We start from the raw sequence: 26,198 nt of genomic DNA on the forward strand, positions 1-26,198 counted from the left end.
CGTCCACGTTCCCGCAGGGCCGCGCTCAGCGGCCGTCCGCGTTCAGCGCCGCATGAACGGCGGCACGTCGACCTCGTCGTCCGGGTCGTCCGTGACCGGCACGGCGCGGTTGCCCAGACCACCCAGCGGGCGGGGCAGCGGCTGCGGCGGCTGGTAGGTGCTCGCGGGCGGCTGCGGCTGGACCGGGAGGGTCGGCAGCGGCGGCGTCGGGGGCGGCGAGGGCTCGACCGCCACCGGCGGCGCGGGCTGCGGCTCCACCGCCTTCGGCGGGCTCGACAGCGCCTGCGGTTCGAGCTTCTTGTGCGTCGGCCCGTTCCCGTCGAACCCGGCCGCGATCACCGTCACCCGCACCTCGTCGCCGAGCGAGTCGTCGATGACCGTACCGAAGATGATGTTCGCGTCGGGGTGCGCGGCCTCCTGGACCAGCGAGGCGCTCTCGTTGATCTCGAACAGCCCCAGGTCCGACCCGCCGGCGATCGACAGCAGCACGCCGTGGGCGCCCTCCATGGACGCCTCCAGCAGCGGGCTGTTGATCGCCTTCTGGGCCGCTTGCACCGCTCTGCCCTCGCCTCGGGCCGAACCGATGCCCATCAGCGCGCTGCCCGCCCCGGACATGACGGACTTGACGTCCGCGAAGTCCAGGTTGATCAGACCGGGCGTGGTGATCAGATCGGTTATGCCCTGGACACCGGACAGCAGCACCTCGTCCGCGGAGCGGAACGCGTCCATCAGCGAGACGCCGATGTCGCCGAGCTGGAGCAGCCGGTCGTTCGGGATGACGATGAGCGTGTCGCACTCGTTGCGCAGGGCCTGGATGCCCTCCTCGGCCTGCTTGGCCCGGCGCTTGCCCTCGAACGAGAACGGCCGGGTCACCACGCCGATGGTCAGCGCGCCGAGCTTGCGGGCGATCGAGGCCACGACGGGCGCGCCACCGGTGCCCGTGCCACCGCCCTCACCGGCGGTGACGAACACCATGTCGGCGCCCTTGAGGACCTCTTCGATCTCCTCGCGGTGGTCTTCCGCGGCCTTGTGGCCGACCTCGGGGTTGGCGCCTGCGCCGAGCCCCCTGGTCAGCTCACGGCCGATGTCGAGCTTGACGTCGGCGTCGGACATCAGCAGCGCCTGCGCGTCGGTGTTGACCGCGATGAACTCGACGCCCTTGAGCCCGACCTCGATCATGCGGTTGACGGCGTTGACACCACCGCCGCCGATGCCGACGACCTTGATCACCGCGAGGTAGTTGTGCGGGGGCGTCATCGGTCCGCCTTCCTGATCGTGTCCGTGCTCATGTGCTGGAGTGGATGACCACCGGGTCACCGCACCCGGATTGAAACCCTCGACGCTGGGTCAAGAGTTGTGTCAACCCCGTATGTTCCTGCTGGACGGTATGCACCGGGGGTGCGTCGGTCCAGCAGCCACGCCGTAGTTGCCACGGGCGTCTGCCGTCCGGTCACCCCGTAGGGCAGCGCCGCGCTGGGCCAAGGGTAGTCCGATCGCACGGGCGGTTTCGCCCAGCCCGCTCGGCGCGGCGGGCGTGACGGCCGCCACCGACCGTCCTCATCGGACGTGGCCGGGGGCGCGGAGCCGTGATCGCGGGTGGTGGGAAGTGTCCCGACCCGCCCAGACCGGCGACGACGCGATCGGGACCCGCGCCAAACCGTGACGCGAATCACCACGCGCGAGTGCCTGAAAGGGCACGCCGCGAGCGGGCGGCGCTCCCGCAGGCCGGAATCGGGGGCGGCGCGCCGGTGGGAACCGCCGCGCCGGGGCCCCCGACCTCAGGACACCGTCGGCAGCTCGGGGCTGGTCACGTCGTACACCTTGCCCTCGCGGGTCAGCAGCACGTCCAGGACGGCGGCCTTGCGCGGGGTGTCCTGCGCCGAGCCCCAGCGGACCTCGCGGCCCGCCGACATCTGCAGCACCAGGTCGGTCCCGCCGCTGGAGCCCACCGACAGCACCTCGCGGCGCAGGTCGTCCGGGAGCTGCACGAGCACCGACACGGCGCTCGCGAGCGCCTCCTCGCCGGTCCCCTCCAGCACCGGCAGCCCGGCGGGCGCGGCGGACGTGGTCGCGTAGTCCTTCCCGGTCCGGTCGACCAGGTGCGCGCCGTCGTCGGCCTGCACCACGGCGACCGGGGTGCGCTCGGTGACCTTGAGCAGCACCGTGCCGGGCAGGGACCGCGAGACCTCCACGTCCGCCACCCTGGGCAGCTCGCGCACCTTCGCCGCGACCGCGCCGGTGTCCAGGCTCAGGATCGGCTCGCCGGCGCCCACCTCGGCCGCCACCCGCACCTGCTCGGCGGTCAGCTCGACGTTGCCCTCCACGGCCACCTCGCCCACGCCCACCAGCGAGGTGAACCAGAGCGCGTAGCCGAGCACCACGACGGTGACGACGCTCATGACGGCGACCGCCCGCCTGCGCAGCACCGTCGCGCGGTCGGGACCGCGCGACGGCTTGCGCCGCTGCTGCGCGCGCGGGCGGCGCGCCGTCGTGGCGCTCATCCTCGGTGCGCCAGCGCGTCCACGATGACCGGGCCGAGCATGGTGACGTCGCCCGCGCCCATGGTGACCACGAGGTCGCCCTCGCGGACCAGGCCCGCGACGAGCTCGGGCACCCGGTCGAACGACGGCACGTGCCGCACCCGGCCCGCCTCCAGCGGGACGGCGTCGGCGACCAGCTCGCCGGTCACGCCGGGCTCCGGGTCCTCGCGCGCGCCGTACACGTCGAGCACGACGACCTCGTCGGCGAGCGCGAGCGCCTTGCCGAACTCGGCGGCGAAGGTCTTGGTGCGCGAGTACAGGTGCGGCTGGAACACGACGACCAGCCTGCCGTCACCGGCGACCGGGCGCGCGGCCTTGAGCTGCGCGGCGACCTCGGTGGGGTGGTGGGCGTAGTCGTCGTAGACCCGCACGCCCGCCGCGACGCCCTTGAACTCGAAGCGCCTGCGGACCCCGCCGAACGCGGCCAGGCCCTCCAGGACGCCCCAGCGGTCGGCGCCGAGCTCGACGGCGGCCAGCAGCGCGGCGACCGCGTTGCCCGCCATGTGCTCGCCGGGCACGGCGACCCGCACGTCCAGCCGCTCGCCGTCCAGCTCCACGACGGCCAGGCCGCCCGCGCCGTCCGGCCGGTGCTCGACCAGCACGGCGGCGCCCTCGCCGGTCGCGGCGCGGCCGTAGCGGCGGACCCGGATGCCGCGCTTCTCGGCGCGGTCGGCCAGCGCGGCGGAGCCCTCGTCGTCGGCGCAGGCGATCAGCACGCCGCCCGGCTCGATGCGCTCCAGGAACTCGTCGAACACGGCCACGTAGGCCTCGACGGTGCCGTGGTGGTCGAGGTGGTCGGCCTCCACGTTGGTCACGACCGCCACCGACGGCGCGAAGAACAGGAAGGAGCCGTCGCTCTCGTCGGCCTCGGCCACGAACACGCCGCCCGCGCCCTGGTGGGCGTTGGCGCCGGACTCGTTGAGGTCGCCGCCGATCGCGAACGACGGGTCCATGCGGCAGTGCTGGAGCGCCACGGTGAGCATGGACGTGGTGGAGGTCTTGCCGTGGGTGCCCGCGACGCAGGCGACCCGGTGGTCGAGCATCAGGGCGGCCAGCGCCTCGGCGCGGCGGAGCACGGCGACGCCGCGCTCGCGGGCGGCGACCAGCTCGGGGTTGTCCTCGCGGATCGCGGTGGACACCACGACGGCGGTGGGGCCGCCGTCGAGCTGGTCGAGGTTGGCGCCGTCGTGGCCGACGGCGACGTGGGCGCCCTGGGCGCGCAGCGCGAGGACCGTCCGCGAGTCCTTCGCGTCCGATCCGGACACCTCGGCGCCCCTGGCGAGGAGGATGCGGGCGATGCCGCTCATCCCGGCGCCGCCGATGCCCACCAGGTGCACCCGGTCGAGGACCCCGCTCACTTCTTGACCACCTCCAGCACCATGCGCGCGAGCACGACGTCGGCCTCGCGGTGGCCGGTGGACAGCGTCGCGGCCGACATGGCGGCGAGGCGCTGGCGGTCGGCGACCAGCGGGACGACGGTGGCGGCCACCCACTCGGGGGTGAGCTGCTCGTCGGGGATCAGCACGCCACCGCCCGCGGCGACCACGGGGTTGGCGTTGAGGGCCTGCTCGCCGTTGCCGTGGGGCAGCGGGACGAAGATGGCCGGGAGGCCGACCGCGGAGACCTCGGCGACGGTCATCGCGCCGGAGCGGCACAGGACGGCGTCGGCGGCGGCGTAGGCCAGGTCCATGCGCTCCAGGTAGGGGACGGGGACGTAGGCCGGGGTGTTCGGGACCTGCTGGACGGCCACCGTGTTCTTGGGGCCGTGGGCGTGCAGCACGCCGATGCCCGCCGCGGCGAACGCGGGGGCGGCGGCGGAGACCGCGGTGTTGATCGAGCGGGCGCCCTGCGAGCCGCCGAACACCAGCAGCACGGGGGCGGTCGGGTGCAGCCCGAACGCCCGGCGGGCCTCGGCGCGCAGCGCGGCGCGGTTCAGGGTGGTGATCGAGTGGCGGAGCGGGATGCCGATGACGCGCGCGTCCGACAGCCCCGAGTCGGGAACGGCGGCGGCGACGCGCTCGGCGAACTTCGCGCCGACCTTGTTGGCCAGGCCGGACTTCGCGTTGGCCTCGTGCACGACGATCGGCACGCGACCGCGGGCGGCGAGGTAGGCGGGCAGCGAGACGTACCCGCCGAAGCCGACAACGACGTCCGCGCCGACGCGCTCCAGCACGTCGCGGGTCTGCTTCACGGCGCCGCGCACCTTGAGCGGCAGCTTGAGCAGGTCCGCGGTGGGCTTGCGCGGCATGGGGACGGGCGGGATCAGTTCGAGGGGGTAGCCGCGAGCCGGGACGAGCCGGCTCTCCAGACCCCGCTCGGTCCCGAGCGCGACGACCCTGGCGTCCGGCCGAAGCCTCATGACGGCGTCGGCCAGGGCGAGCGCGGGCTCGATGTGCCCCGCGGTGCCGCCCCCGGCGACGACCACGCAGGGACCGTTCTTGGCAAGCCGATCGCCGGACAGGGTGACCTCCAGGTGTGGGGAAACGCTCGTCGGACTCGACGCCGAAAAGCCTAGCAACGGCGATGCGGGGCGCTTCTCCACCTTGGACGTGCGGTGGAGCGGGCGGGTTGCGTGGTGGGGGTTGGGCGGGCGGTAGGCGGGGGGTGGGTTGGGGGCGGGGGTGCTCGGGGTGAGCGGAGCCGGGTGGCCGGTGGGTGAACGGTCCGTTCGACCTTGGGTGAACGGACCGTTCACCAGGGGTTCGGGGACGCGGTGGTCAGGCGCCGCTGGCGCGTCCGGGAGCTGGTCGGCGCACCTGCGCGCGGGCCGGACCGGTCGACCGCGTCGCCTCGGTCCGCCCGCCGCCTGACGCGCCCATCGACCCGTCACCCGTCACCCGTCACCAGCCAGCGGCCAGCGGCCAGCCGCCACCGCGCCCATCACCGCCCGTCGCGCCCAGTCCTCCTGGTAGGTCGCGCCGTCCGAGTGGTCCGGTCCTGCGTGGCCCTCCGGGACTCCCGCCTCCGGTACTCCGACGGCGGCGCCGAACGCCCGCCCACCCGGCGCTCCTCCACCTTCGGCGCAGCCGCCGCCCGCCGTCCCGGCGCACGCGGCGGCGTGGACGGCCGCCCTGGCTTGCGGCGCGCAGGCGGCCGGTAGGCCTCCGGGGCGGGCAGCCGCAGGAAGCCGCCGACGCGGCCGGGCCCGAGCTTGCGCAGTGCCGCCACGGCCTCCGGCTCGTGCCTGGCGCAGCTCGCGAGGATGCCGAACACGATCATCGTCGTGACGATCGACGTGCCGCCCGACGAGATCATCGGCAGCGTGATGCCGGTGACCGGCAGCAGCCGCACCACGTACCCGATGTTGATCGCCGCCTGCGCGACCAGCCACACCGTGAGCGTCCCCGCGATCATCCTGATCCACGGGTCGGTGTTGCGCGCCGCGATCCGCAGCCCCACCACCGCCAGCAGCGCGAACAGCCCGAGCACCAGAAGGCACCCGATGAACCCCAGCTCCTCGCCGATCACCGCGAAGATGAAGTCGCTGTGCACGTTCGGCAGGTACCGCCACTTGGCGCTGCCGTTCGTCAGCCCCTTCCCGAAGAACCCGCCCTCCGCCAGCGCGTACATCGCCTGCAGCGACTGCATCCCGGACCCGAGCGGGTCCTCCTCGGGGTCGAGGTACGCGAGCACCCGGTCCAGCCGGTAGGACGCGCCGACCGCCAGCACGACGGCGCCGCCGACCGCCGCGGCCACGATCGCGCCGAACACCCGCATGGGCGCGCCGACGAACCACAGCAGGCTGAGCAGCACCACGGCCAGGGTGATCGTGCCGCCGAGGTCGGGTTGCAGCATGACCAGCGCGAACACCATCAGCGCCACCGGCACGACCGGCACGAGCAGGTGCCGGTACTGGTTGAGCAGCGCCCGCTTGGTGACCAGCACGTGCGCGCCCCACAGCGCCATGGCGAGCTTCGCGGGCTCGATCGGCTGGAACGAGATGCTGCCGATGCGGAACCAGGACTGGGCGCCCCAGATGTTCGTGCCGAGCGGCGTGAGCACCAGCCCGAGCAGGACGACGGACACCAGCATCGCCATCGTGCTGCTGTGCCGGATGCTGCGCAGCGGCAGCCGGAGCGTGATCCAGAACAGCACCGCGCCGACGCCGACGTACATCAGCTGGTTGCGGAACACCGAGTAGGCGGCCCGCCCCGCCGCGACCTCACCGGGCGCCGACGCCGACAGCACCATGATCAACCCGATGGCGGTGAGCATCCCGAAGATCGCCAGCAGCAGGTGGAAGTCCGCCAGCGGTCTGCTCAGCCACGCGGTCAGCGCGCTGCGGGGGTGCCGCCACGCCCGCCCGCGCCCGGTCGTCCCCTGCTCGCGCTCGACGACGGTCACGTCCCGACCCGCCCAGGGCCGCTCATCCCGATCCACATGCGCTCATGGTCCCGCGCGCAAGCCGACACGCCGGGAACCGGACCCGCGTGTCGCGTTCACGCGAGCGCGATCACGGTCGGCGGGGCTCGGGAACGGGAGCGTGCCAGTGGTGGTGCTGGTGCAGGCCGCCGTGCACCGAGCCGACCTGGGTCACGCCGCCGCTCACCGCCCCGGTCGCGGTGTTCGCGGCGGGGACGACCGGTCCGGCAGCGGACGCGCCGAGGTCCGCGGGCCCGACGACCACCCGTCCCAGCACGGCCATCGACCGGTCGGCCGCCGCCGCGACCAGGCTGCCCTCCCCGGCGCGGGCGCCCTCCACCTCGCACAACCCGCCCAGCGCCGCCCGCATCGCCGCCCGCGCGGTGAACTGCTCTCCGCTGCCCCTCGCGGGCGGGCGCAGCGCCGCGACCGCGCCGAGCACGGCGCCCAGGTTCCACACCAGCGCCCAGTGCGCGCCCGTCCCCCGCTCGACGAGGAACCGCAGCCACCACCGCTCGTGCTCGTGCCACGGCGAGTCCAGCACCGCCCCGAGCCCGACACCTCGCAGCAGGACGGTCAGCAGCGGCACGTCGAACAGCGGGAAGTCGGCGGAGAGGTCGCCGTCGAACCGCGAGAGGCCCGGCACGCCGGTGGGCAGGTCGCCGCCGAGGAAGTCCAGGTAGTGCCGGGTGTAGGCGGTGGAGATCCGCCGCTTGACCTCCCCCTCCACCTCGGCCCCGCCGCCGACCCGCCTGGCGGTGGCCTGGAAGAGGCTGAACGTGATGGCCCGCTCCCGGCGCTTGAGCAGGGCCCGCAGCACGACGCGGCGGGCGAGCCCCCGGCTGCCGCCCCCGTCGCCGGTCCCGGCCCAGGCGAGCAGCGATCCCTGCAGCGCCTCGGTGGTGTCGGCGTCCTTGTGCAGGGTGGGGCGGACCAGTTCCAACCGCGCGCTCTCCCGGCCGAAGTACAGCGGGTACCGGTGGGCGTCGTGCCGGTAGAGGCGCTGCCGGGAGCTGACGAACTCGTCGAGCGTGCCCTGGTAGCTGATCGGCTGGAAGGAGTCGTGCTCCGCGAGCGCGGAGAGCAGCCGGTGCTCGCGCTCCCCGAGGCCGCCGTTCTCCCAGACCAGGGAGATGCCGCAGCACAGCGGTGACGTGGTGCCCAGGAGCAGGCACTTCACCACGTGCTCGAACACGCGCGGGGTCAGCCGGAACCCGACCGAACCCGCCAGCTCCCGGTCGAGCAGGTGCAGGTAGAGCGGTCTGCCGCTGACCGGCCCCGCCCCGGCGGCCGAGGGGAGGCCCACCTCACTGCCCCGCGAGCACCGGGGACTCGTCGACCCTGCGGCGTTCCAGCGACCGCGCGATCACCCGGCGCAGCTCCCGCTCGCCGTCCTCGGCGCCTGCCAGGAGCTCCTCCTCGAAGGTGACCTCGGCCGCGCCGGTGGGAGCGATCTCCGAGGAGGTCGGGCTCACCGTGTGGTAGCGGACGGTCTTGCCGAGACCGGCCGCGTACCCGATCTCGAACAGGACCCCGTTGGAGACGGGCCCGAACACCCAGACCTCGTCGGCCATGCGCACGAGGTTGTTGTTGCCCCGGCGCACGAGGTCGCGGTCGACCCGGTCGTTCAGGAAGTAGTCGAACAAGCGGAAGGGGTTGACCGGGACCGCGCCCAGGCGCAAGACGTATTCGCATATCGCGTCGCGGCAGAAGAAGTTTAACTTCGAGTGCGCCGTGTAGACCACGGGCTTCACCTCGGTAATGTCCACCAGACCTCCACGTCGACCGTCACACCGATCCCTCGCGCAGGCGCAGCAGCGCCTGCTGTCCGGAGAAGTGACCGCTCACCAGCGCTGCCGTGATTCCGCGGAATTTCCCGGACGCGTCCCCCGCGACCCACAGGGGGAATCCCGGCAATCGCAAACCGGAATCGGTTCGCGGATAGTATCCAACCCCTTCGACGGCGGGCCAGTGCAGCACCGAACCGGACAAGGGCGTGTCGCCGAATAGCCCCGATAGTGTGATGAGCCCGCGCCGCACGGCGCTCAGCAGCCGCGAAGTGCCCTCGCCGCCACCCAGCAGATCCGCGCCCCCGTCGTCATCCGCCATGAAGCGCTCCCAGGGAAGACCTTCGGGAACGCTCCTGCCGGGCGCCGCGGCGGCCAGCAGCCCGAGCAGCGCGCGCCCCCGCGCCTCGTCGGTGACCCGCATGGTGAACCCGACGTTGGACAGCCCGGTGGGCGGGCAGTCCGCGCGCCCGGACAGCGAGCGCCACTCCCCGAAGGCGGTCGGCACGACCCGGCCGTCCCGGCAGCAGCAGAAGGTGCGCCACTGCGCCCCGGTGACCGGGTCCGGGATCAGGTACTTCGGGTCCAGGTCGGGCTCGTCCCGCAGGAAGAACACCGACGCGGGCTGCTCGATCCGCAGGCCCAGTTCGACGCGCTCGAACCGCAGGTGCCGCCGGTCCAGCCGGGCGGAGAGCGGGCCGAACCGGCCCCCCGCCAGCACGACGGCCCTCGCGGTGATCACAGCGGTGCTCCCCCGTCGCCGGACGACCACGTCGACGGGACCGCCGCGCCTCGGGTGGACCTCGACGACCTCGGTGTCGAACAGGATCTCCCGCCCGCCTGCCCGCGACAACTCACCGACCAGCTCGAAGCGCTGCTCCAACGGCACGTAGCGGGACCGGTAGGACTTGCGGCGCGCCCCGGCCGGCGGTGGCGCCGCTGGTCCGCTCACCCGCCCCTCCGGGTATCCGGGCACCGGGAGCACGTCCGCCAGCAGGTCGGCGAACCACCGGTAGGACTCGGCCAGCGCCCTCTGGGGCTCGACCTCCCACAACCGGGAGGCGGACGGGTGGAAGGAGAACTTCCCGTCCGAGTACAGCCCGGCCCCGCCCTGCCCGGAGACCAGGTCGCCGGGGTCGTCCTCCGACCGCAGGGCGAGCGGTCCGCCGCGGTCGAGCAGCAGCACCTCCCCCGACCACGGGGCCAGCGCCGCCGAGGCGGCCAGCCCGGCAGGCCCCGCGCCGATGACCAGGACGTCCACCCGGCGGTCCCCGACCACCCCGGAATTCCCCGCTCGCACTCCCCCACGGTCGGCGCGCCTCCACCGCCCCCTGCCGCACATCTGCGGCCCCCGCCCACCTCGCCCCGGAAAGCGGAAGGACCCCATCCCCCAACCGGGGAACGGGGTCCTTCCGCGAGGGTCCGGAGGGCGGTCACCCGGCCAGTTCGCGCACCGCCTCGGCGAAGGCCCGACCCCGGTGCGCGTAGTCCGCGAACATGTCCATCGACGCCGCCGCGGGCGCCAGCAGCACCGCGTCGCCCGGCCGCGCGAACCCGGCCGCCGCGCGCACCGCGCCCGCCATGCCGCCCTCGGCCAGCTCCACCACCGGCACCGCGGGCGCGTGCTCCGCCAGCGCCGCCGCGATCGCCGCCCGGTCGGCGCCGATCAGCACGGCCGCGCGCAGGCGGTGCGCCTCGGCCCTGACCAGGTCGGCCACCGACGCGCCCTTGAGCAGCCCGCCCGCGATCCACACCACGCTCTCGTGCGACCGCAGCGACGCCACGGCCGCGTGCGGGTTGGTCGCCTTCGAGTCGTTGACGTACCGCACCCCGCCGACCTCGCCGACGACCACACCCCGGTGGTCGCCGGGCCGGAAGTCCAGCAGGCCCTGGCGGACCGCCTCCGGCGCCACCCCGTAGGCCCGCGCCAGCGCCGCCGCCGCGAGGGCGTCCGCGATGCCGGGCGGACCGCCGGGCGTCACGTCCGCCACCGCCGCCAGCCTGCTGTCCGGGCCGAACGCCCGGTCGACCAGGTAGCCGCCCGCGACCCCGAGCTGCCCCTCCTCGGGCTCCCCCAGGGTGATGCCGACGTGCGCGGTGCCCGGCGACCCGGTCAGCAGCGCCGCCACGTACGGGTCGTCGACCCCGGCGATCGCCACGTCCCCGACCAGCGCGCCCGCCTTGGCCCGCGCGTACGCCTCCAGCGACCCGTGCCAGTCCAGGTGGTCCTCGGCGACGTTGAGCAGCACCCCGGCGGTCGGCCGCACGGACGGCGACCAGTGCAGCTGGAAGCTCGACAGCTCGACCGCGAGCACCCGGTGCCCGGCGAGCAGCGCGTCGACCACCGGCAGCCCGACGTTGCCGCACGCGATCGCGTCCAGCCCCGCCGCCCGCAGGATCGACTCCAGCATGGTCACCGTCGTGGTCTTGCCGTTGGTGCCGGTGACGACCAGCCACGCGGGCGGGTCGGCCAGCTCGGCGGCCATCCGCCACGCCAGCTCGACCTCGCCGATCACCTCGACCCCGGCCGCCGCCGAGGCGGCCAGCAGGGGGTTGTCCGGGCGCCAGCCGGGGCTGGTCACCACCAGGTCGACGCCCTCGGGCGGGGCCACGAGCCCCGCCACCAGGTCGACTCCGGGCAGCAGCTCGCCCATCGCGGCCAGCCGGTCGGCGGAGGAGTCGGTCACGGTGACCGTCGCGCCCGCCGCCAGCAGGGCCTCCGCCGCCGAGCGGCCCGCCACACCGGCGCCCGCGACGAGCGCCGAACGTCCAGCCAGGAACCCCACGGTCAGCTCCCGACCGCAGTGAGCCACTCGCTGTAGAACAGGCCCAGGCCCAACATGCAGCAGATGCCGCCGAGGAGCCAGAACCGGATGATGACCGTGGTCTCCGCCCACCCGGCGAGCTCGAAGTGGTGGTGGAACGGCGCCATGCGGAACAACCGCCGCCGGGACGTGCGGAACACCGCGACCTGGAGCACCACCGACAGCGCCTCGACCACGAACATGCCGCCGATGACGACCATGAGCAGCTCGGTGCGGGTGGTGATGGACAGACCGGCGACCAGGCCGCCGAGCGCGAGCGAGCCGGTGTCACCCATGAAGATCTTGGCCGGGGCCGCGTTCCACCACAGGAAGCCGATGCAGCCCGCCATCGCGGCGGCGGCGACGAGGGCCAGGTCCAGCGGGTCGCGCACGTCGTAGCAGCCGGCGACCGGCATGTTGGTGCAGTTGTAGCGGAACTGCCAGAAGCTGATCACCACGTAGGTGCCGAACACCATCGCCGAGGTGCCGCCCGCGAGGCCGTCGAGGCCGTCGGTCAGGTTCACCGCGTTGGACCACGCGCTGATCGCCGCGTAGCAGAACACCACGAAGCCGATGACGCCGAACGAGACCACCGTGATGTCGCGGACGAACGACAGGTTCACCGACGCGGGCGTCAGGCCCTGGTTGTCCGGGAACTGCACGACCAGCACCGCGAAGATGATCGTGGCCACGAACTGGCCGACGAGCTTCGCGGTCTTGTTCAGACCGAGGTTGCGCTGCTTGCGGATCTTGATGAAGTCGTCGAGGAAGCCGACGACGCCCAGCGAGGTGGTGAGCATGAGGACGAGCAGGCCGGACGCGGTGGGCGTCTGGTCCTGCGCCGACGCGGACATGGAGTTCACCAGGTGCGCGCCGAGGTAACCGGCCCACATCGCCACCAGGATCGCGACACCGCCCATGGTGGGCGTGCCGCGCTTGGTCTTGTGGCTCTGCGGGCCCTCCTCGCGGATCTCCTGGCCGAAGCCCTGCCGCGAGAAGATCTTGATCAGGTACGGCGTGAGCATGATCGACGTGATCAGCGCGATCGCCGCCGCGATCAGGATGCTCTTCACTTGCTGCCCGCCTCCAGGAGAGCCTCGGCAACCCGCCACAGGCCGTATGAGTTGGATGCCTTAACCAGAACGACGTCACCGGGCCGCACCTCGTCGCGCAGCAGTTCGATCGCCGCAGCGACATCCGGCACCAGGATCGATTCCTCGCCCCATGATCCTTCCAGGTGCGCTCCCTGGTGCATCGCGCGGGCGTCGTCACCGATGACGACCAGCCGGTTGACGTCCAGGCGCACCGCGAGCCTGCCGATCTCGTCGTGCGCGCGCACCGAGTCGGCCCCCAGCTCCGCCATCGGCCCCAGCACGGCCCAGCTGCGCCGCGCGGGGGTGGTGGAGCGGGAGATGGTGGCCAGCGACTTCAGCGCGGCCTTCACCGACTCCGGGTTGGCGTTGTAGGCGTCGTTGACGACCGTGACGCCGTCGGCGCGGTCGACGACCTCCATGCGGTGCGCGGAGATCGGCTTCGCCGAGCCGAGCCGGTCGGCGACCTGCTGGGGCGTCGCCCCGAGCTCCAGCGCGACGGCGGCGGCGGTGAGCGCGTTGCCGACCTGGTGGGGACCGTGCACGGCGAGCTGGACGCGCGCGCTGCCGTGCGGGGTGAGGAGGGTGAAACCGGGGCGGGCCTGCTCGTCGAGGACGATGTCGACCGCGCGGACCTGCGCCCTGCTGTGCTCGCCGACGAGCACGACCTTCGCCTTCGTGCGCTCGGCCATGGCCAGCACGAGCGGGTCGTCGGCGTTGAGCACCGCGACGCCGTCCTCGGGCAGGGCCTCGACCAGCTCGCCCTTGGTGCGCGCGACGCCCTCGCGGGAGCCGAACTCGCCCAGGTGCGCGGTGCCGACGTTGAGCACCGCGCCGATCCTCGGGGGCGCGACGGCGCACAGGTCGGCGATGTGGCCGGGACCGCGCGCGGACAGCTCCAGCACGAGGTAGCCGGTGTCCTCGTCGGCGCGCAGCGCGGTCCAGGGGTGCCCCAGCTCGTTGTTGAACGAGCCGGGCGGGGCGATCGTGGCGCCCGTCGGGGACAGCACCTGGGCGATGAGGTCCTTGGTGGACGTCTTGCCGGAGGAGCCGGTGACGCCCACGACGGTCAGCCCGCCCGCGGTGAGCCTGTCGGTGACGTGCCTGGCGAGCTTGCCCAGCGCGGCGAGCACGGCGGCGCCGGAGCCGTCGCTGTCGCCGGACAGCACGTAGGCGCCCTCGTGCTCGTCGGCCGGGGCGACCGGCGGGGCGATCACCGAGGGCGCGGGGACCTCGCGGCCCGCCAGCACGCCCGCGGCGCCCGCCGCGACGGCGGCGGCGGCGAAGTCGTGGCCGTCGACCCGCTCGCCGGGCAGGGCCAGGAACAGCCCGCCGGGCAGCAGCTTGCGGGTGTCGAACTCGACGCCCGCCTTCACGACGGGCGAGCCGTCGGTGCCGTGCAGCCTGCCGCCGACGATCTCGGCGATCTCGGCGAGGGTCAGCGTGATCACCGAAGGGCCTCCTGGATCGCCCCGGTGAGGGCGTCGACGTCCGAGAACGGGTGCACGACGCCCGCGACTTCCTGACCGGTCTCGTGCCCCTTGCCCGCCACGACGACCACGTCGCCCGCGACGGCCAGCGACACGGCGTGCGCGATGGCCGCGCCCCGGTCGCCGATCTCGACGACCTCGCCGCGCTCGGCCTCGGGCACCTCCAGGGCGCCCGCGAGCACGGCGGCGCGGATGGCGGCCGGGTCCTCGCTGCGCGGGTTGTCGTCGGTCACGACGAGCACCTCGCTGCGGCGCGCCGCCTCGGCGCCCATGAGGGGGCGCTTGGCGGTGTCCCGGTCGCCGCCGCAGCCGAGCACGGTGATGACCCGGCCGGTGGCGCGGGCGCGCACCGCGTCGAGCGCGAGCACGACGGCGGCGGGCTTGTGCGAGTAGTCCACGACGGCGGTGAAGTCCTGGCCGACGTCGACGCGCTGCATCCGGCCCGGCACCTGCACCTCGGCCAGGCCCCGCACGATCGCCTCGGCGCCGACGCCGGACGCGTGCAGGCAGCCGATGGCGAGCAGCGCGTTGGCGACGTTGAAGTCGCCGGGCAGCCGCAGCGCCACCGCGAGCTCCAGCCCGTCGGGGCCGTGCGCGGTGAAGGTCTGCTCGCCGGTGGCGGAGACCCGGACGCCGCTGGCGGTCCAGGTCGCCCCGCCGACGGGCGCGGTCGCCGACACGGTGACCGTGCCCGGCTTGACCAGGCGGCGGCCCCACTCGCCGTCGACGCAGACGACCTCCCGGCGGGCGCGGCCGTCGAACAGCTCGGCCTTCGCCTGGAAGTAGTCCTCCATGTCGGGGTGGAAGTCGAGGTGGTCCTGGGACAGGTTGGTGAACGCGCCGACCGCGAACCCGGCCCCGCCGACGCGGCCGAGGCGCAGCGCGTGGCTGGACACCTCCATGACCGCGTCGCCGACGCCGCGCTCGACCATGACGGCCAGCAGGGCCTGCAGGTCGGGCGCCTCGGGCGTGGTGAACGCGCTGTCGAGCCGCTCACCGGCGATGCGGGTCTCGACGGTGCCGACGAGCCCGGTCACGCGCCCCTCGGCGCGCAGGCAGGACTCGATCATGTACGAGGTGGTGGTCTTGCCGGACGTGCCGGTGACGCCCCAGAGGGCGACGCGCTGGGCGGGTTCTCCGTAGACGCGGGCGGACAGCGCCCCGAGCGCCGCGCGCGGGTCCCGGTGCACCAGCACCGGGACGTCGCGCAGCTCGGGCCGGGAGGCGCCGTCCTCGTCGGTCAGCACGGCCACCGCGCCGCGGCGGACCGCCTCGGCGGCGAAGTCCGCGCCGTGCGCCCTGGCTCCGGGCAGCGCGGCGAACAGGTCGCCGGGCAGCACGTGCTGGGCGCGCAGTGTCACGCCCGTGACCAGCACGGGAGCGCCGGCGGGCGAGGTCAACCGGGCGTCGACGGTCGCGGCGAGCTCGGACGCGGGAACGGACTGGGTGCGGGAAGGGCGAGGTGGGGCGGTCGCTACCTTGCCCTCAAGCTTGGCAGGCACGCGCGGAAGGCTACCGGCGCACGGAGAGTGGTCGGCCATCACATCCATTCCGGACCCGCACCGCTGGTCAGGCCCTTCCGGGTAGGTCTGATCAGGGGTGTTCACAGCACCAGGGGGACCACCGGGCTCGGCTCGGCCGACATCGGCACCTGGTAGCGCTGCGCGAGGTAGGACGCGATGTCGTGGAACAGCGGGGCCGACGACGCGCTCTCCTGGGTGCCCGCCTGCGGGTTGTCCACCATGACGCCCACGGCGAAGCGCGGGCTGTCCGCCGGGAAGATGCCCGCGAACGTGATCCAGTACTTGGAGTTGCTGTACAGGCCGCTGGGCTCCAGCTGCTGCCCGGTGCCGGTCTTGCCGGACACCTGGTAGCCGGGGACGGCCGCCGAGGTGCCGGTGCCGCTCTGCCCGTTGGGGGCGGACTGCACGATCGAGCGGAACATGTCGCGGACCGTCTTGGCGGTCTGCGGGCTGACCACGCGCACGCCCTCGGGCTTGGCCAGCTCGGTGCGGGAGCCATCGGCGCCGATCTCGGCCTTGATGATCCTCGGCGGCACGCGCAGGCCGTCGTTGCCGATGGCCTGGTACATGCCGGTCATCTGCAGCAGGGTCACGGTGAGGCCCTGGCCGATGGGCAGGTTGCCGAACGTGGAGCCGGACCACTGCTGGCGCGGCGGCACCAGGCCCGCCTCCTCGCCGGGCAGGCCGGAACCGGTGCGGCTGCCGAGGCCGAACTTGGCCTGGAGGTCCGCGAACCGGTCGGCGCCGACCTGCTGGGCGGCCATCAGGGTGCCGACGTTGGAGGACTTGGCGAACACCCCGGTGAAGCTCATCTTCTGGGTGTCGTGCCAGGTGGAGTCCTTGATGGTCCGGTCGGCGACCTTGATGCTGCCGTCGACGGTGAGGACGCTGTCCGGCTGGTAGACGCCGTCCTCGATGGCCGCGGCGGCGGTGACGATCTTGTGGACCGAGCCGGGCTCGAAGTTCGCGCTGACGGCCGTGTTGCTGCGCTGGGCGTCGGTGGCGCGGCCGAAGTCGGTCGGGTCGAAGGTCTTGTCGTTGGCCATGGCCAGGATCTCGCCGGTGGCGGTGTCGAGCACGACCGCCGACGCGCTGTTCGCCCCCGCCTTCCTGGCGTAGTCGGTGACCATGTTCTGCACCGCGTACTGGGTGTCCAGGTCGATGGTCAGCTCCAGGCTCTTGCCCGGAGTGGCCGGGGTGATCTCGCGGGAGCGGCCGGGGCCGGGGATGACGACGGTGTCGTTGCCCTGGACGGTGTCGACGATGCGGCGGCCGTTGGTGCCCGACAGCAGGTTGTTCTGCGAGTTCTCCAGCCCGAGCAGGCCCTGGGTGCCCGGTGGCTGCTGGTCCTTGCGCCAGTTCGCCGCGCCGACGATGTTGGAGGCCAGCTCGCCGTTGGGGTAGACGCGGACGGCGCGGCGCTCGAAGCCGACGTCGGCGTACCGCTCGCTGATCGCCTCGGCCTTGTCGGGCTCGACGCGGTCGGCGATCTCGGTGTAGCTGATGTCCTTGGTGAGCAGCGCGTAGACGGTGTCCGCGTCGGTCTTCTGGCCGGACACCTCGCGCCCGAGGGTCTTCTGGACGAACTCGGCGATCTCGCGGGCGCGCTCCTCGTAGCTCTGCAGCTCCGGGTTCTTCTTGACCTCCTCGTCCCACTTCTGGCGCATGAGCGCGGGCAGCACGTAGAGCGCGCGCGCCTCGATGCTGAACGCGAGCTGGTTGCCGTTGCGGTCGGTGATCGAGCCGCGCTCGGCCGGGATGTCGATCGGGGTGGCCCGCTGCCGCTCGGCCTGCGCGGAGAGCGCCTCCGCCTGGAACCCCTGCACCTGCACGAGCTTGACGCCCGCGGCGAGCAGGGCGGTGATCAGCAGCACCCGGCCGACCGCGATCCTCAGGCGGCTGTTGGCGGCCTTCCCGCGCTTGGCGGGCACGGGCCTGCGGACGGACAACGGACGGCGCGCGGGCCTGCCGCGCGATGGCCCCGGCATGACTGACCTCCTGGGATCGTGCGCGCGGGCCGGTGGGCGGGCGCGCTCGTGGCGTCCGCCGGACGGCGGCGCTGCGGTGTTCGTGCCACGCGTCGCGGCGCGGCGCGTGCGGAAGGCGCCGGTGGCGCGGCGGGCGCTAACCCGCCGGACCACGACGCGCGCGTTCTCCGAACCCCTCCCGCTCGCGGAGCGGGAGGACGAACACCGGCCGGATCACCAGGCCGGGCAGCGGTCCCGCCCGACGCGCCCCCACGCGCGCGGACCGCACACCCCCGTGACAGCGCTGGGACGCCGAGGGCCCCCACGGCCCCGGTCGTCCCGGCCGCGCGCCCCCCGGCGCTCGACCGATCTCCCCGGAACCCCGTTCCGGGACACGTGCTCCCCCGCGGCGCCCCTGGGCAGGCGGGCTCGCCCGAGCCTGCCCGAAAACGCCGAACAGCCGCGCCCACCCCGTGGACGCGGCCAACCCCTATGTGCCACACCTGGTCCCCGCGCGCGTGCGGCCCGCGGCCGCCGCGCGCCGGGGAGCGTCCGGCGCTAGCCCGGCGGCTGCTGCTGACCCTGCTGCTCACCGGTCTGCTGCCCCTGCTGGCCGTCCTGCGCGTTCGGCTGCGGCTGGCCCTGCTGGGCCTGACCCTGCTCGGTCTGGTTCTGCGGGGCCTGGTTCTGCGGGGTCTGCCCCTGCTGACCTTGGCCCTGCTGCCCTTGCGGGGTCTGCCCCTCCTGGCCCTGCGCGGTCCCCTGCTGGTTCTGCTGGTTCTGCGCGTCCTGCTGGGCCGCCGGGGGCTGGCTCACCGTGGTCGGCGTGGGGAGCGGCACCGCGCTGGGGGTGCCGTAGACCTGCACCGAGCCGTCGGGGAGCTGGCGGAGCCTGGCCGGGTCGCCCGCCGGGACCATGCCGAGCCCGCGCGCGGCCTCGGAGAGGGTCAGGGGCGACTCGGCCTGCGCGACCTCGCGGCGCAGCTGCTCGACCTTGCGGGCCAGCTCGGTCTCCTCGGCGCGGGCCTCCTGCAGCCGGTAGGAGTCCTCGGTGGCCTGGGTGGACAGCCACATGATCGCCGCGATGCCCACGCCGAGCACCAGCATCACCATGACCACGAACGGGGCCTTGTGGACCGGCGCGGGCTTGCGGACCTGCTCGGGTCTGCGGCCGGTGCGCTGCGCCTTGCGGGCGTAGGCCTTCTCCGCCGCGCCGGACCTCGGGCGCGCCGGGCGCTCGGGCACGGCGCGCAGCGCGCGCTCGCGAGGGCCCCTTGCCGGGTTGGTCGGGACGCCGCCCGCGCGGGCCGGTGCGGTCATGTCGCCTCCCTGATCCGTTCCGCCGCCCTCAGGCGCACGGGAGCCGCCCTCGGGTTGTCCTCGATCTCCGACTCGTTCGCGACCTCGGCGCCCCTGGTCAGCAGCGTGAGCTCGGGGCCGTGGCCGGGCAGCTCGACGGGAAGGCCCACCGGGGTGCGGGACGCGGCCAGGTCGGCGAGCGCGCGCTTGACCATCCGGTCCTCCAGCGACTGGTAGGACTCGACGACGATCCGCCCGCCGACGGCCAGCACCGACAGGGCCGCGGGCAGCGCCGCGCGCAGCGACTCCAGCTCGCGGTTGACCTCGATGCGCAGCGCCTGGAACGTGCGCTTGGCCGGGTGGCCGCCGGTGCGCCTGGTCGCGGCGGGCACCGACGCGTACAGCAGCTCGACCAGCCTGCCGCTGGTGGTGAACGGCTCCTTGGCGCGCTCGCGCACCACGGCGGCGGCGATCTTGCGGGCGAACCGCTCCTCGCCGTAGTCGCGCAGCACGCGGGCCAGCTCGGCGGCCGGGTAGGTGTTGAGCACGTCGGCCGCGGTCTCGCCGCTGCCCGCGCTCATCCGCATGTCCAGCGGCGCGTCCTGGGAGTAGGCGAACCCGCGCTCCCGCGCGTCGAGCTGGAGCGAGGAGACGCCCAGGTCCATCAGGATGCCGTCGACCCGGCGCCCGTCCACCGCCTCGGCGATGCCGTCGTAGGTGGTCTGGACGAACTCGACCCGGTCGGCGAACGGCGCGAGGCGGGCCTTCGCGAGCGCGATGGCCTGCGGGTCGCGGTCGAGGCCGATGAGCCGCACGCCGGGGTGCGCCTTGAGGACGGCCTCGGAGTGCCCGCCGAGACCGAGGGTGCAGTCGACGAAGACGGCGTCGTCGCGGCCGGCCAGCGCGGGCGCGAGCAGGCCGAGGACGCGGTCCAGCAGCACCGGCACGTGCCGCGCCGCCTCACCCATGAACGTCCTCTCCTCGACCGTGGCCGTGCTGTGCGTGCTCTGGTTGCTGCTCTCGTCGCGCGACCGATGCGGCGCTGGCGCCCGGTCCTGGGCGCGGTGTTCCGGCACTGGGTCCTGCTCCTGGTCGGCGCTCGCGGTGACGGGCACTGCGGTGACGGGCATTGCGGGGGTGGGCACTGCGGGGGTGGGGGTGGGGTGGTCCCGGCGTCGCACCGGCGCCGCTCGCGCCGGACCGGGAAAGCGAATCGGGTGTCGTCAGGTCCCCGCCCGCCCGTCGAACCTGGCGCCGGGGAAGGTGCGCCAGGGCCGATAGCCGAGCGGACCGAGGCCTCACGGCACCCGAATCCTCAAGCGGTCGAGCCACGAACCGGTGACCGGATCAGAAGACGCCGGGCAGCACCTCCTCGCGGGCCTCGGCGTAGCGGTCCTCGTGCTCCTCGAGGTAGCGCTGCCAGGCCTGCGCGTCCCAGATCTCCAACCGGCTGATCGCGCCGATGACCACGCACTCCTTGGTCAACCCGGCGTAGCGCCTCAGCTCGGGGGCGATCAGGACGCGACCCTGACCGTCGGGGCGCTGCTCGTCGGTGCCCGCGAACAGGTAGCGCTGGTAGGCGCGGACGGCCTCGTTCGTGAAAGGGGCCTCCGCGACCTTGCGCGCCATCTGCTCGAACTCGGCCCTGGGGAACACGTAAAGGCAGTGGTCCTGGCCCTTGGTGACCATGAGACCCCCCGCTAGCGCGTCCCGGAACTTCGCAGGCAGCGTGAGCCGGCCCTTGTCGTCGAGCCTCGGGTGGTGCGTGCCCAGGAACACGGCGTGGCACCTCCCGTCGCCGACGAGATCGCGACCGGCAGTGGAGCCCCCGTCTGCCCCACCGGCCGCCACAGTACCCCACTTTTCACCACAGTCAACGCCAAAAGCCCTCCCCGCCCCACACCGAGGAGGACGTTTGCGCTGGTAGGAAGGCCGCGTTTCCCGAACGTGACGGTGGGGGAAAATCGCGGCCGACACCCCGGCGAGTGACTCCACCAGGGTCGAACATCACCCGAACGGCCTAGGGATTTGGCCCAAAACCGGGCTTCGGGCGCACCGGGTGGGGAATCGTGGTGAACCGGGGTGGGGCGACGTGGGGGACGCGCGCCGGACCGGCTTCGTGGAAACCTGGAGGTCGGTTCTGTTGAATCGGCGGTCCGGGCCGAGGAAGTCCCGGAGCACACCCGCGCTTAGCCCCGGTTTGACACACTTCGTGAAACGCTCACGCCTTCCCCCCTACGGTCGTGCGTGGGCCGCGCCCCAGGAGGTCGAGTGACTCCGAGTACCCCGCCAACCGCGCTCCCCGGCCACCCCGGCGGGGGTGCGGCGAACCCCAACGGCTCCGGCAGGGGCCAGCGGCCGGATGAGGTGCTCGCCGAGCTGCACTCGGTGGTCGGCCGGATAGCGGCCAACGTCGAGCGGGTCATCGTGGGCAAGCCCGACGTGGTCCGCGTCGCGCTGGTCACCCTGCTCGCGGAGGGCCACCTGCTCGTCGAGGACGTGCCGGGCGTCGGCAAGACGTCGCTGGCCAAGGCGCTGGCCAGGTCGATCGACTGCACGGTGAGCCGCATCCAGTTCACCCCCGACCTGCTGCCCAGCGACATCACCGGCGTGTCGATCTACAACCGGCAGGAGAACGACTTCGAGTTCCGGCCGGGGCCGATCTTCGCGAACATCGTGATCGGCGACGAGATCAACCGCGCCTCCCCCAAGACGCAGTCCGCGCTGCTGGAGTGCATGGAGGAGCACCAGGTCACCGTCGACGGCAGCACCTACGCGCTCGGCGAGCCGTTCATGGTGGTCGCGACGCAGAACCCGATCGAGATGGAGGGCACCTACGCCCTCCCCGAGGCGCAGCGCGACCGGTTCACCGCGCGCGTGTCCATCGGCTACCCGGATCCGGCCGCCGAGCTGGCGATGGTGGACGAGCACGCCGGGCACGACCCGCTGGGCGAGCTGCGCCCCGTCTCGGACGCCGCGCAGGTGCTGCGGCTGGTCAAGGCCGTGCGCGGGGTGCACCTGTCGCCCGAGGTGCGCCGGTACGCGGTGGAGCTGGTCGGCGCGACGCGGCGGCTGCCCGAGCTGCGGCTGGGCGCCTCGCCGCGCGCGACGCTGCAGCTGGTGCGGGCCGCGCGGGCGCAGGCGGCGCTGTCGGGGCGGGACTTCGTGGTGCCGGACGACGTGCACGCGGTGGCCGTCCCGGTGCTCGCGCACCGGCTGGTGCTGACCGCGGAGGCGCAGGCCGCCCGCCGGTCGGCGGCGGACCTGGTGCGCTCGCTGGCGCAGCGCGTCCCGGTGCCGCAGGCGTCGGACCAGCGCCCGCAGGCCCACCGCTGACATGGCGGGGGCGCTGTCGGGGCTGACCACGCGCGGGCGCTGCCTGCTGGCCGCCGGGTTCACGGCGGGGGTGTGCGCGTGGGTACTGGACGAGCGGGACCTGCTGCGGGTGGCCGTGTTCGTGGTGGCGATGCCGCTGCTGGCGGCGTGGCTGGCGCAGCGGGCCCGCGTGGGTCTGCGCGCGGCGCGGTCGGTGGACCCGGCGCGGGTGCCGGTGGGCGCGGTGGCCGAGGTCAGGGTGGAGCTGCGCAGCGCGGGCAGGCTGCCCACGGGCGGGCTGCTGCTGGAGGACGCGGTGCCGTACGCGCTGGGCAGCAGGCCGAGGTTCGTGGTGGAGCGGTTGCCGCGCGACCACCGGACGTCGCTGCGCTACCAGCTCAAGCCGGTGATGCGCGGGGTGCAGCAGGTGGGTCCGCTGCTGGCCAGGGTCACCGACCCGTTCGGGCTCGCCGAGTTCGACCAGGAGATGGCGGGGCGGACCAGGCTGGTGGTGGTGCCGAGGGTGGTGCGGCTGTCCGGGCTGCCCGGCGGGTCCGGCATGGGCTCGGGCGACGACGGGTCGATCCGGCTGCGCACCGGGCAGGGCGAGGACGACGCGGTGGTGCGGCCGTACCGGCACGGCGACGACCTGCGGAAGGTGCACTGGCGCTCGACCGCACGGCGGGACGAGTTGATGGTGCGGGTGGAGGAGCGGCCCTGGCGCGGCGGCACCACGGTGCTGCTCGACCACCGGCTGGCCGCGCACCGGGGCAGCGGGCCGTCGGCGAGCCTGGAGTGGGCGGTGTCGTTCGCGGCGTCGGTGTGCCTGCACCTGAACCGGTTCGGGCACCAGGTGAAGCTGGTCGGCGACGACGGCCGGGTGCTGGCGGGGGTGACGGGCGACGCCGGGCACGGCGACGACGTGGTGCTGGACTCGCTGGCGGCGCTCCAGCCGTCGCACCGGTTGGAGCTGGCGGCCGGGTTGGACGCGGGCGCGGGCCAGGAGGTGGTGGCGCTGCTGGGCGCGTGCTCGCCGGAGGCGGCCGAGTCGCTGGCCAGGCACCGCAGGCGCGGGACGCGCAGCCTCGCGGTGGTGCTGGACGTGGCGGCGTGGGCCGGGGCGCGGGAGAACGCGGCGGTCAGCGCGGCGGGCCCCGCGGGTGCGGCGGCGGCGTCGGCCGAGGACACGGCCAGGGTGCTCAGCGCCTCGGGGTGGGGCGTGGTGGTGGCGACTCCCGCCACGCCGATGGACCAGGTGTGGCAGGAGCTGTGCCACAGCGCGGGCAACCGCGGTCGCGCGGAGGTGGGCTAGGTGGCCGGGAGAGGGAGCGCGGGCGGCGACTGGGTCGTGGCCACGACGCCCGCCGTCGCGGGGTTGGCGACGCTGTGCACGGCGATGGCGCTGTCCAGCGTGCTCACCGGGACGCTGTGGGTGGTGTACCTGGGGGTGGCGATCGCCGTCATCGCCGGGGTGGGCGTGCTGCTCAGGTCGGTGCGGGTGCCCGCGCCGCTGGTGCCGTTCGGGCAGTTCCTGGCGCTGGCGTGCCTGCTGGTGACGATCTTCACCAGGACCGGCGTGCTGGTGGTGCTGCCGGGGCCGCAGTCGCTCGGCGACCTGGTGGGGGTGCTCGGGGCGGCGCTGGAGGAGGTGCAGACCGGGATACCGCCGGTGCCGGACAGCCCGGCGATGCGGTGCCTGGTGATGCTGGCGATCGGCGTCGTGGCGGTGGTGGTGGACACCCTGGCGGTGGCCGCCGCCGCGCCCGCCGCGTCGGGGCTGGTGCTGCTGTGCGTGTTCGCGGTGCCGGTGTCGCTGGCGGACGAGATGCTGCCGCTGTGGATCTTCGTGCTGGGGGCGGCGGCGTTCGCGCTGCTGCTGGCCGTGGACGGGCAGCACCGGCACAGCGCGTGGCGGGGCAGGCTGCCCAGGGGCGCCGGGGTGAACTCGGCCCCCGCCGCGACGGCGGTGGCGGGCGCGGCCGTGGTGACGGCGCTGCTGGCGGGCCTGCTGAGCGCGCCGCTGGTCGGCACGGTCGGGCGGCTGCCGGGCACCGGTGAGGGCGGCGGGACGGGCAAGCTCGGCCTCGAGCCGATGACGGAGCTGCGCGGGATGCTCAACCGGGGGCAGAACAAGGAGCTGTTCCGGGTGCGGGACCTGCCGAGGCAGGCGTACATGCGGGTGGCGACGCTGCGCGCGTACGAGCCCGACCAGGGCTTCCGGCTCGGCGGCAGCATGCAGTCGGGTGTGCGGGCGAACGACGGCGAGGTGCCCAGGGGCGCGGGGTACGACCCCGACGCCAAGACCGAGGTGCTGGAGATCGAGCCGGTCGACTGGCTGGACAACTGGCTCCCGGTGTACGGCAGGCCGAGGCGGATCGAGTCGCTCGAGGACGAGTGGCGGTTCGACCCGGAGCGGGAGATGCTCTACAGCCAGCAGCGGCGCGAGGTGGACCGGTACCGGTTGGAGACGGTGCTGGACACGCCCACCGACGAGCAGCTGCGGCAGGCCACCGCGCTCGGCGAGGGGCCCGGCGGGGAGAAGATCAACGAGGAGTACCTGGACGCCCCCGGCGTCGACCAGCGGGTGATCGACCTGGCGGAGCAGGTCACCGCGTCCGCGCAGAACCCGTTCGACCGGGCCAAGGCGCTGCACGACTACTTCAAGGACCCGGCCAACGGGTTCCAGTACAAGCTGGAGACGAAGGACGACTTGGCCTCGGGGGCGCTCGTCGACTTCGTGTTCAACGGGAAGACCGGGTTCTGCGAGCAGTACGCGACGGCGATGGCGATCATGGCGAGGACGCTGGGGCTGCCGTCGCGGGTGGCGGTGGGGTTCACCGCGGGCTTCCCGAGCGCGGAGTACCAGACGATCACCACGGACGACGCGCACGCGTGGGTGGAGATCTACTTCGACGGGTACGGCTGGATGACGTTCGACCCGACGCCGCTGAGCGACCGGGCGGTCGTGCCCCCGTACATCTCCGGCAACCGGGTGGAGAACGAGGACGGGGCCAGCAGCTCGCAGGCCACGACGACGACCACGACGGCGGTGCCGAGCTCGTCGGCGAACCCGTCGGCCTCCACGTCCGCCGACGCGGCGGCGCAGGGGCAGCAGGACGACGGCGGGAACCGGGTGCCCGCGTGGCACCTGATCGCGCTGGTGGGCGCGCTGGCGCTGGCGGCCCTGCTGGCGGCGGTGGCGCTGCTGGGCAGGAGGCCGGGCGGTGGTGAGCGGGCGGTGTCGGGCCGGGTGAAGCGCGTCCTGGTGGCGGGTGCGGCCGGGTCGGGCGTGGCGGCGCTGGCGCTGACGGCGGCGCTGCTGTCGTGGTGGCTGGCGGCCGTCGTGGCGGTTGGCGCGGTGGCCGCGGCGCCTGCGGCGCTGCGCGAGGCGACCAGGCGCGCGAGGCTGCGCAGGGTCGCGGCGCTGGGGCCGGACGCGGCGGGCGCGGCGTGGCAGGAGCTGATCGCGGAGTCGCTGGACCGGGGCGCGGGCGTGCGGAGCACGGAGACGGTCCGGGTGGCGGCGAGGCGGTTGGTGCGGGAGCACAACCTGGACGAGCAGGGCAGGGACGGCCTGCGCGCGGTGGTGGGCGCGGTGGAGCGCTCGTGGTACAGCGCGAACGGCGGCGCGGACCCGACCCTGCCGACGGCGGTGGACGAGGTCCGCCGGTCGTTGACCCGCAACGCGCCGTTGGCCTTGCGGGCGAAGGTGCTGCCGAAGTCGGTGCTGCAGAAACCACCGGATGGCAAGGAGAGCTGACCGGGGACGGGGCTGTGGTCGACGCGCGACAGGGCGGGGGACGGGGCCCGCGGTCGACGCGCGACAGGGCGGAGGACGCGGCGGCCCGGACGACGGTGGTTTCGCGAAGCGGCCCCGCCGGGCGCTGTGCCTGGCGGGGCCGCTTCGCGTTCGGGGCGCTGGGGTTCGGGGCGCTGGGGTTCGGGGCGCTGGGGTTCGGGGCGCTGGGGTTCGGGGTCAGCGCGAAGCGCTCGGGGCGGGCCGAGGAGCACTGGGGGCCA

General features: G+C 74.1%; 19 protein-coding genes. 3 read left to right on the plus strand and 16 right to left on the minus strand.

Features of this window, described 5'->3' with window-relative positions; genetic code table 11:
- Positions 1 to 42: 42 nt before the first annotated feature.
- The 16 genes from ftsZ to mraZ all read right to left on the minus strand — a co-directional run bounded on the left by ftsZ (position 43) and on the right by mraZ (position 20,642).
- Complete coding sequence (ftsZ, locus tag AMIR_RS28545) at positions 43 to 1,257, minus strand: cell division protein FtsZ (RefSeq protein ID WP_015804458.1); 1,215 nt, start codon at positions 1,255 to 1,257, stop codon at positions 43 to 45.
- A gap of 521 nt (positions 1,258 to 1,778) precedes the next feature.
- Positions 1,779 to 2,501 carry a cell division protein FtsQ/DivIB gene (locus AMIR_RS28550; RefSeq protein WP_015804459.1) on the minus strand — a complete coding sequence of 241 codons (723 nt, stop codon included), beginning with the start codon at positions 2,499 to 2,501 and terminating at the stop codon, positions 1,779 to 1,781.
- Positions 2,498 to 3,898, minus strand: a complete 1,401-nt coding sequence (murC, locus tag AMIR_RS28555) for a UDP-N-acetylmuramate--L-alanine ligase (RefSeq protein ID WP_015804460.1) — start codon at positions 3,896 to 3,898, stop codon at positions 2,498 to 2,500. Before murC ends, AMIR_RS28550 begins: the two co-directional genes overlap by 4 nt.
- A complete protein-coding gene (murG, locus tag AMIR_RS28560) occupies positions 3,895 to 5,013 on the minus strand; it encodes an undecaprenyldiphospho-muramoylpentapeptide beta-N-acetylglucosaminyltransferase (RefSeq protein WP_425358892.1) in 1,119 nt (372 codons plus the stop codon). Before murG ends, murC begins: the two co-directional genes overlap by 4 nt.
- 407 nt (positions 5,014 to 5,420) lie before the next feature.
- The gene (ftsW, locus tag AMIR_RS28565; RefSeq protein ID WP_015804462.1) at positions 5,421 to 6,884 is read right to left on the minus strand and encodes a putative lipid II flippase FtsW; all 1,464 of its coding nucleotides are present in this window, start codon (positions 6,882 to 6,884) and stop codon (positions 5,421 to 5,423) included.
- A gap of 109 nt (positions 6,885 to 6,993) precedes the next feature.
- Positions 6,994 to 8,208 carry a hypothetical protein gene (locus tag AMIR_RS28570; RefSeq protein WP_015804463.1) on the minus strand — a complete coding sequence of 405 codons (1,215 nt, stop codon included), beginning with the start codon at positions 8,206 to 8,208 and terminating at the stop codon, positions 6,994 to 6,996.
- Between the two features lies 1 nt (position 8,209).
- The gene (locus tag AMIR_RS28575) at positions 8,210 to 8,671 is read right to left on the minus strand and encodes a DUF7768 domain-containing protein (protein WP_015804464.1); all 462 of its coding nucleotides are present in this window, start codon (positions 8,669 to 8,671) and stop codon (positions 8,210 to 8,212) included.
- Between the two features lie 19 nt (positions 8,672 to 8,690).
- Positions 8,691 to 9,968, minus strand: a complete 1,278-nt coding sequence (locus tag AMIR_RS28580; protein ID WP_015804465.1) for an FAD-dependent dehydrogenase-like protein — start codon at positions 9,966 to 9,968, stop codon at positions 8,691 to 8,693.
- Between the two features lie 154 nt (positions 9,969 to 10,122).
- The gene (gene murD / locus AMIR_RS28585) at positions 10,123 to 11,475 is read right to left on the minus strand and encodes a UDP-N-acetylmuramoyl-L-alanine--D-glutamate ligase (RefSeq protein WP_015804466.1); all 1,353 of its coding nucleotides are present in this window, start codon (positions 11,473 to 11,475) and stop codon (positions 10,123 to 10,125) included.
- A gap of 2 nt (positions 11,476 to 11,477) precedes the next feature.
- Entirely contained in the window at positions 11,478 to 12,566 is a 1,089-nt protein-coding gene (gene mraY, locus AMIR_RS28590; protein ID WP_015804467.1) for a phospho-N-acetylmuramoyl-pentapeptide-transferase, read from the minus strand.
- Entirely contained in the window at positions 12,563 to 14,035 is a 1,473-nt protein-coding gene (locus AMIR_RS28595) for a UDP-N-acetylmuramoyl-tripeptide--D-alanyl-D-alanine ligase (RefSeq protein WP_015804468.1), read from the minus strand. Before AMIR_RS28595 ends, mraY begins: the two co-directional genes overlap by 4 nt.
- Positions 14,032 to 15,615 (minus strand): UDP-N-acetylmuramoyl-L-alanyl-D-glutamate--2,6-diaminopimelate ligase, encoded by a 1,584-nt coding sequence (locus AMIR_RS28600; RefSeq protein WP_015804469.1) that lies wholly within the window; start codon positions 15,613 to 15,615, stop codon positions 14,032 to 14,034. The genes AMIR_RS28595 and AMIR_RS28600 overlap by 4 nt, the downstream gene beginning before the upstream one ends.
- Positions 15,616 to 15,677: 62 nt before the next feature.
- Positions 15,678 to 17,585 (minus strand): peptidoglycan D,D-transpeptidase FtsI family protein, encoded by a 1,908-nt coding sequence (locus AMIR_RS28605; RefSeq protein ID WP_015804470.1) that lies wholly within the window; start codon positions 17,583 to 17,585, stop codon positions 15,678 to 15,680.
- 537 nt (positions 17,586 to 18,122) lie between these two features.
- Positions 18,123 to 18,884 (minus strand): cell division protein FtsL, encoded by a 762-nt coding sequence (gene ftsL, locus AMIR_RS28610; protein WP_015804471.1) that lies wholly within the window; start codon positions 18,882 to 18,884, stop codon positions 18,123 to 18,125.
- Positions 18,881 to 19,831 (minus strand): 16S rRNA (cytosine(1402)-N(4))-methyltransferase RsmH, encoded by a 951-nt coding sequence (gene rsmH, locus AMIR_RS28615; RefSeq protein WP_015804472.1) that lies wholly within the window; start codon positions 19,829 to 19,831, stop codon positions 18,881 to 18,883. The genes ftsL and rsmH overlap by 4 nt, the downstream gene beginning before the upstream one ends.
- A 379-nt stretch (positions 19,832 to 20,210) precedes the next feature.
- Positions 20,211 to 20,642 (minus strand): division/cell wall cluster transcriptional repressor MraZ, encoded by a 432-nt coding sequence (mraZ, locus tag AMIR_RS28620; protein WP_015804473.1) that lies wholly within the window; start codon positions 20,640 to 20,642, stop codon positions 20,211 to 20,213.
- A 492-nt stretch (positions 20,643 to 21,134) separates the two neighbouring features.
- Between mraZ and AMIR_RS28625 the strand changes: the two genes are divergently transcribed.
- From AMIR_RS28625 to AMIR_RS28635, 3 genes are read left to right on the plus strand one after another with little or no spacing between them, the layout of a single operon-like run.
- The gene (locus tag AMIR_RS28625; protein ID WP_015804474.1) at positions 21,135 to 22,199 is read left to right on the plus strand and encodes an AAA family ATPase; all 1,065 of its coding nucleotides are present in this window, start codon (positions 21,135 to 21,137) and stop codon (positions 22,197 to 22,199) included.
- A gap of 1 nt (position 22,200) precedes the next feature.
- Entirely contained in the window at positions 22,201 to 23,490 is a 1,290-nt protein-coding gene (locus tag AMIR_RS28630) for a DUF58 domain-containing protein (RefSeq protein ID WP_015804475.1), read from the plus strand.
- On the plus strand, positions 23,491 to 25,938 hold the full coding sequence (locus tag AMIR_RS28635) for a transglutaminase TgpA family protein (RefSeq protein ID WP_015804476.1): 2,448 nt from the start codon (positions 23,491 to 23,493) through the stop codon (positions 25,936 to 25,938).
- Positions 25,939 to 26,198: the final 260 nt, after the last annotated feature.

The sequence above is a fragment of the Actinosynnema mirum DSM 43827 genome, from assembly GCF_000023245.1.
Lineage (GTDB): Bacteria > Actinomycetota > Actinomycetes > Mycobacteriales > Pseudonocardiaceae > Actinosynnema > Actinosynnema mirum.

Bases quoted from the DNA above. Each gene is read 5' to 3' on its own strand.
- ftsL (WP_015804471.1), bottom strand. From the start codon at position 18,884: ATGACCGCACCGGCCCGCGCGGGCGGCGTCCCGACCAACCCGGCAAGG.
- AMIR_RS28605 (WP_015804470.1), bottom strand. From the start codon at position 17,585: ATGCCGGGGCCATCGCGCGGCAGGCCCGCGCGCCGTCCGTTGTCCGTC.
- rsmH (WP_015804472.1), bottom strand. From the start codon at position 19,831: ATGGGTGAGGCGGCGCGGCACGTGCCGGTGCTGCTGGACCGCGTCCTC.
- AMIR_RS28630 (WP_015804475.1), top strand. From the start codon at position 22,201: ATGGCGGGGGCGCTGTCGGGGCTGACCACGCGCGGGCGCTGCCTGCTG.
- ftsZ (WP_015804458.1), bottom strand. From the start codon at position 1,257: ATGACGCCCCCGCACAACTACCTCGCGGTGATCAAGGTCGTCGGCATC.
- AMIR_RS28600 (WP_015804469.1), bottom strand. From the start codon at position 15,615: ATGGCCGACCACTCTCCGTGCGCCGGTAGCCTTCCGCGCGTGCCTGCC.
- AMIR_RS28550 (WP_015804459.1), bottom strand. From the start codon at position 2,501: ATGAGCGCCACGACGGCGCGCCGCCCGCGCGCGCAGCAGCGGCGCAAG.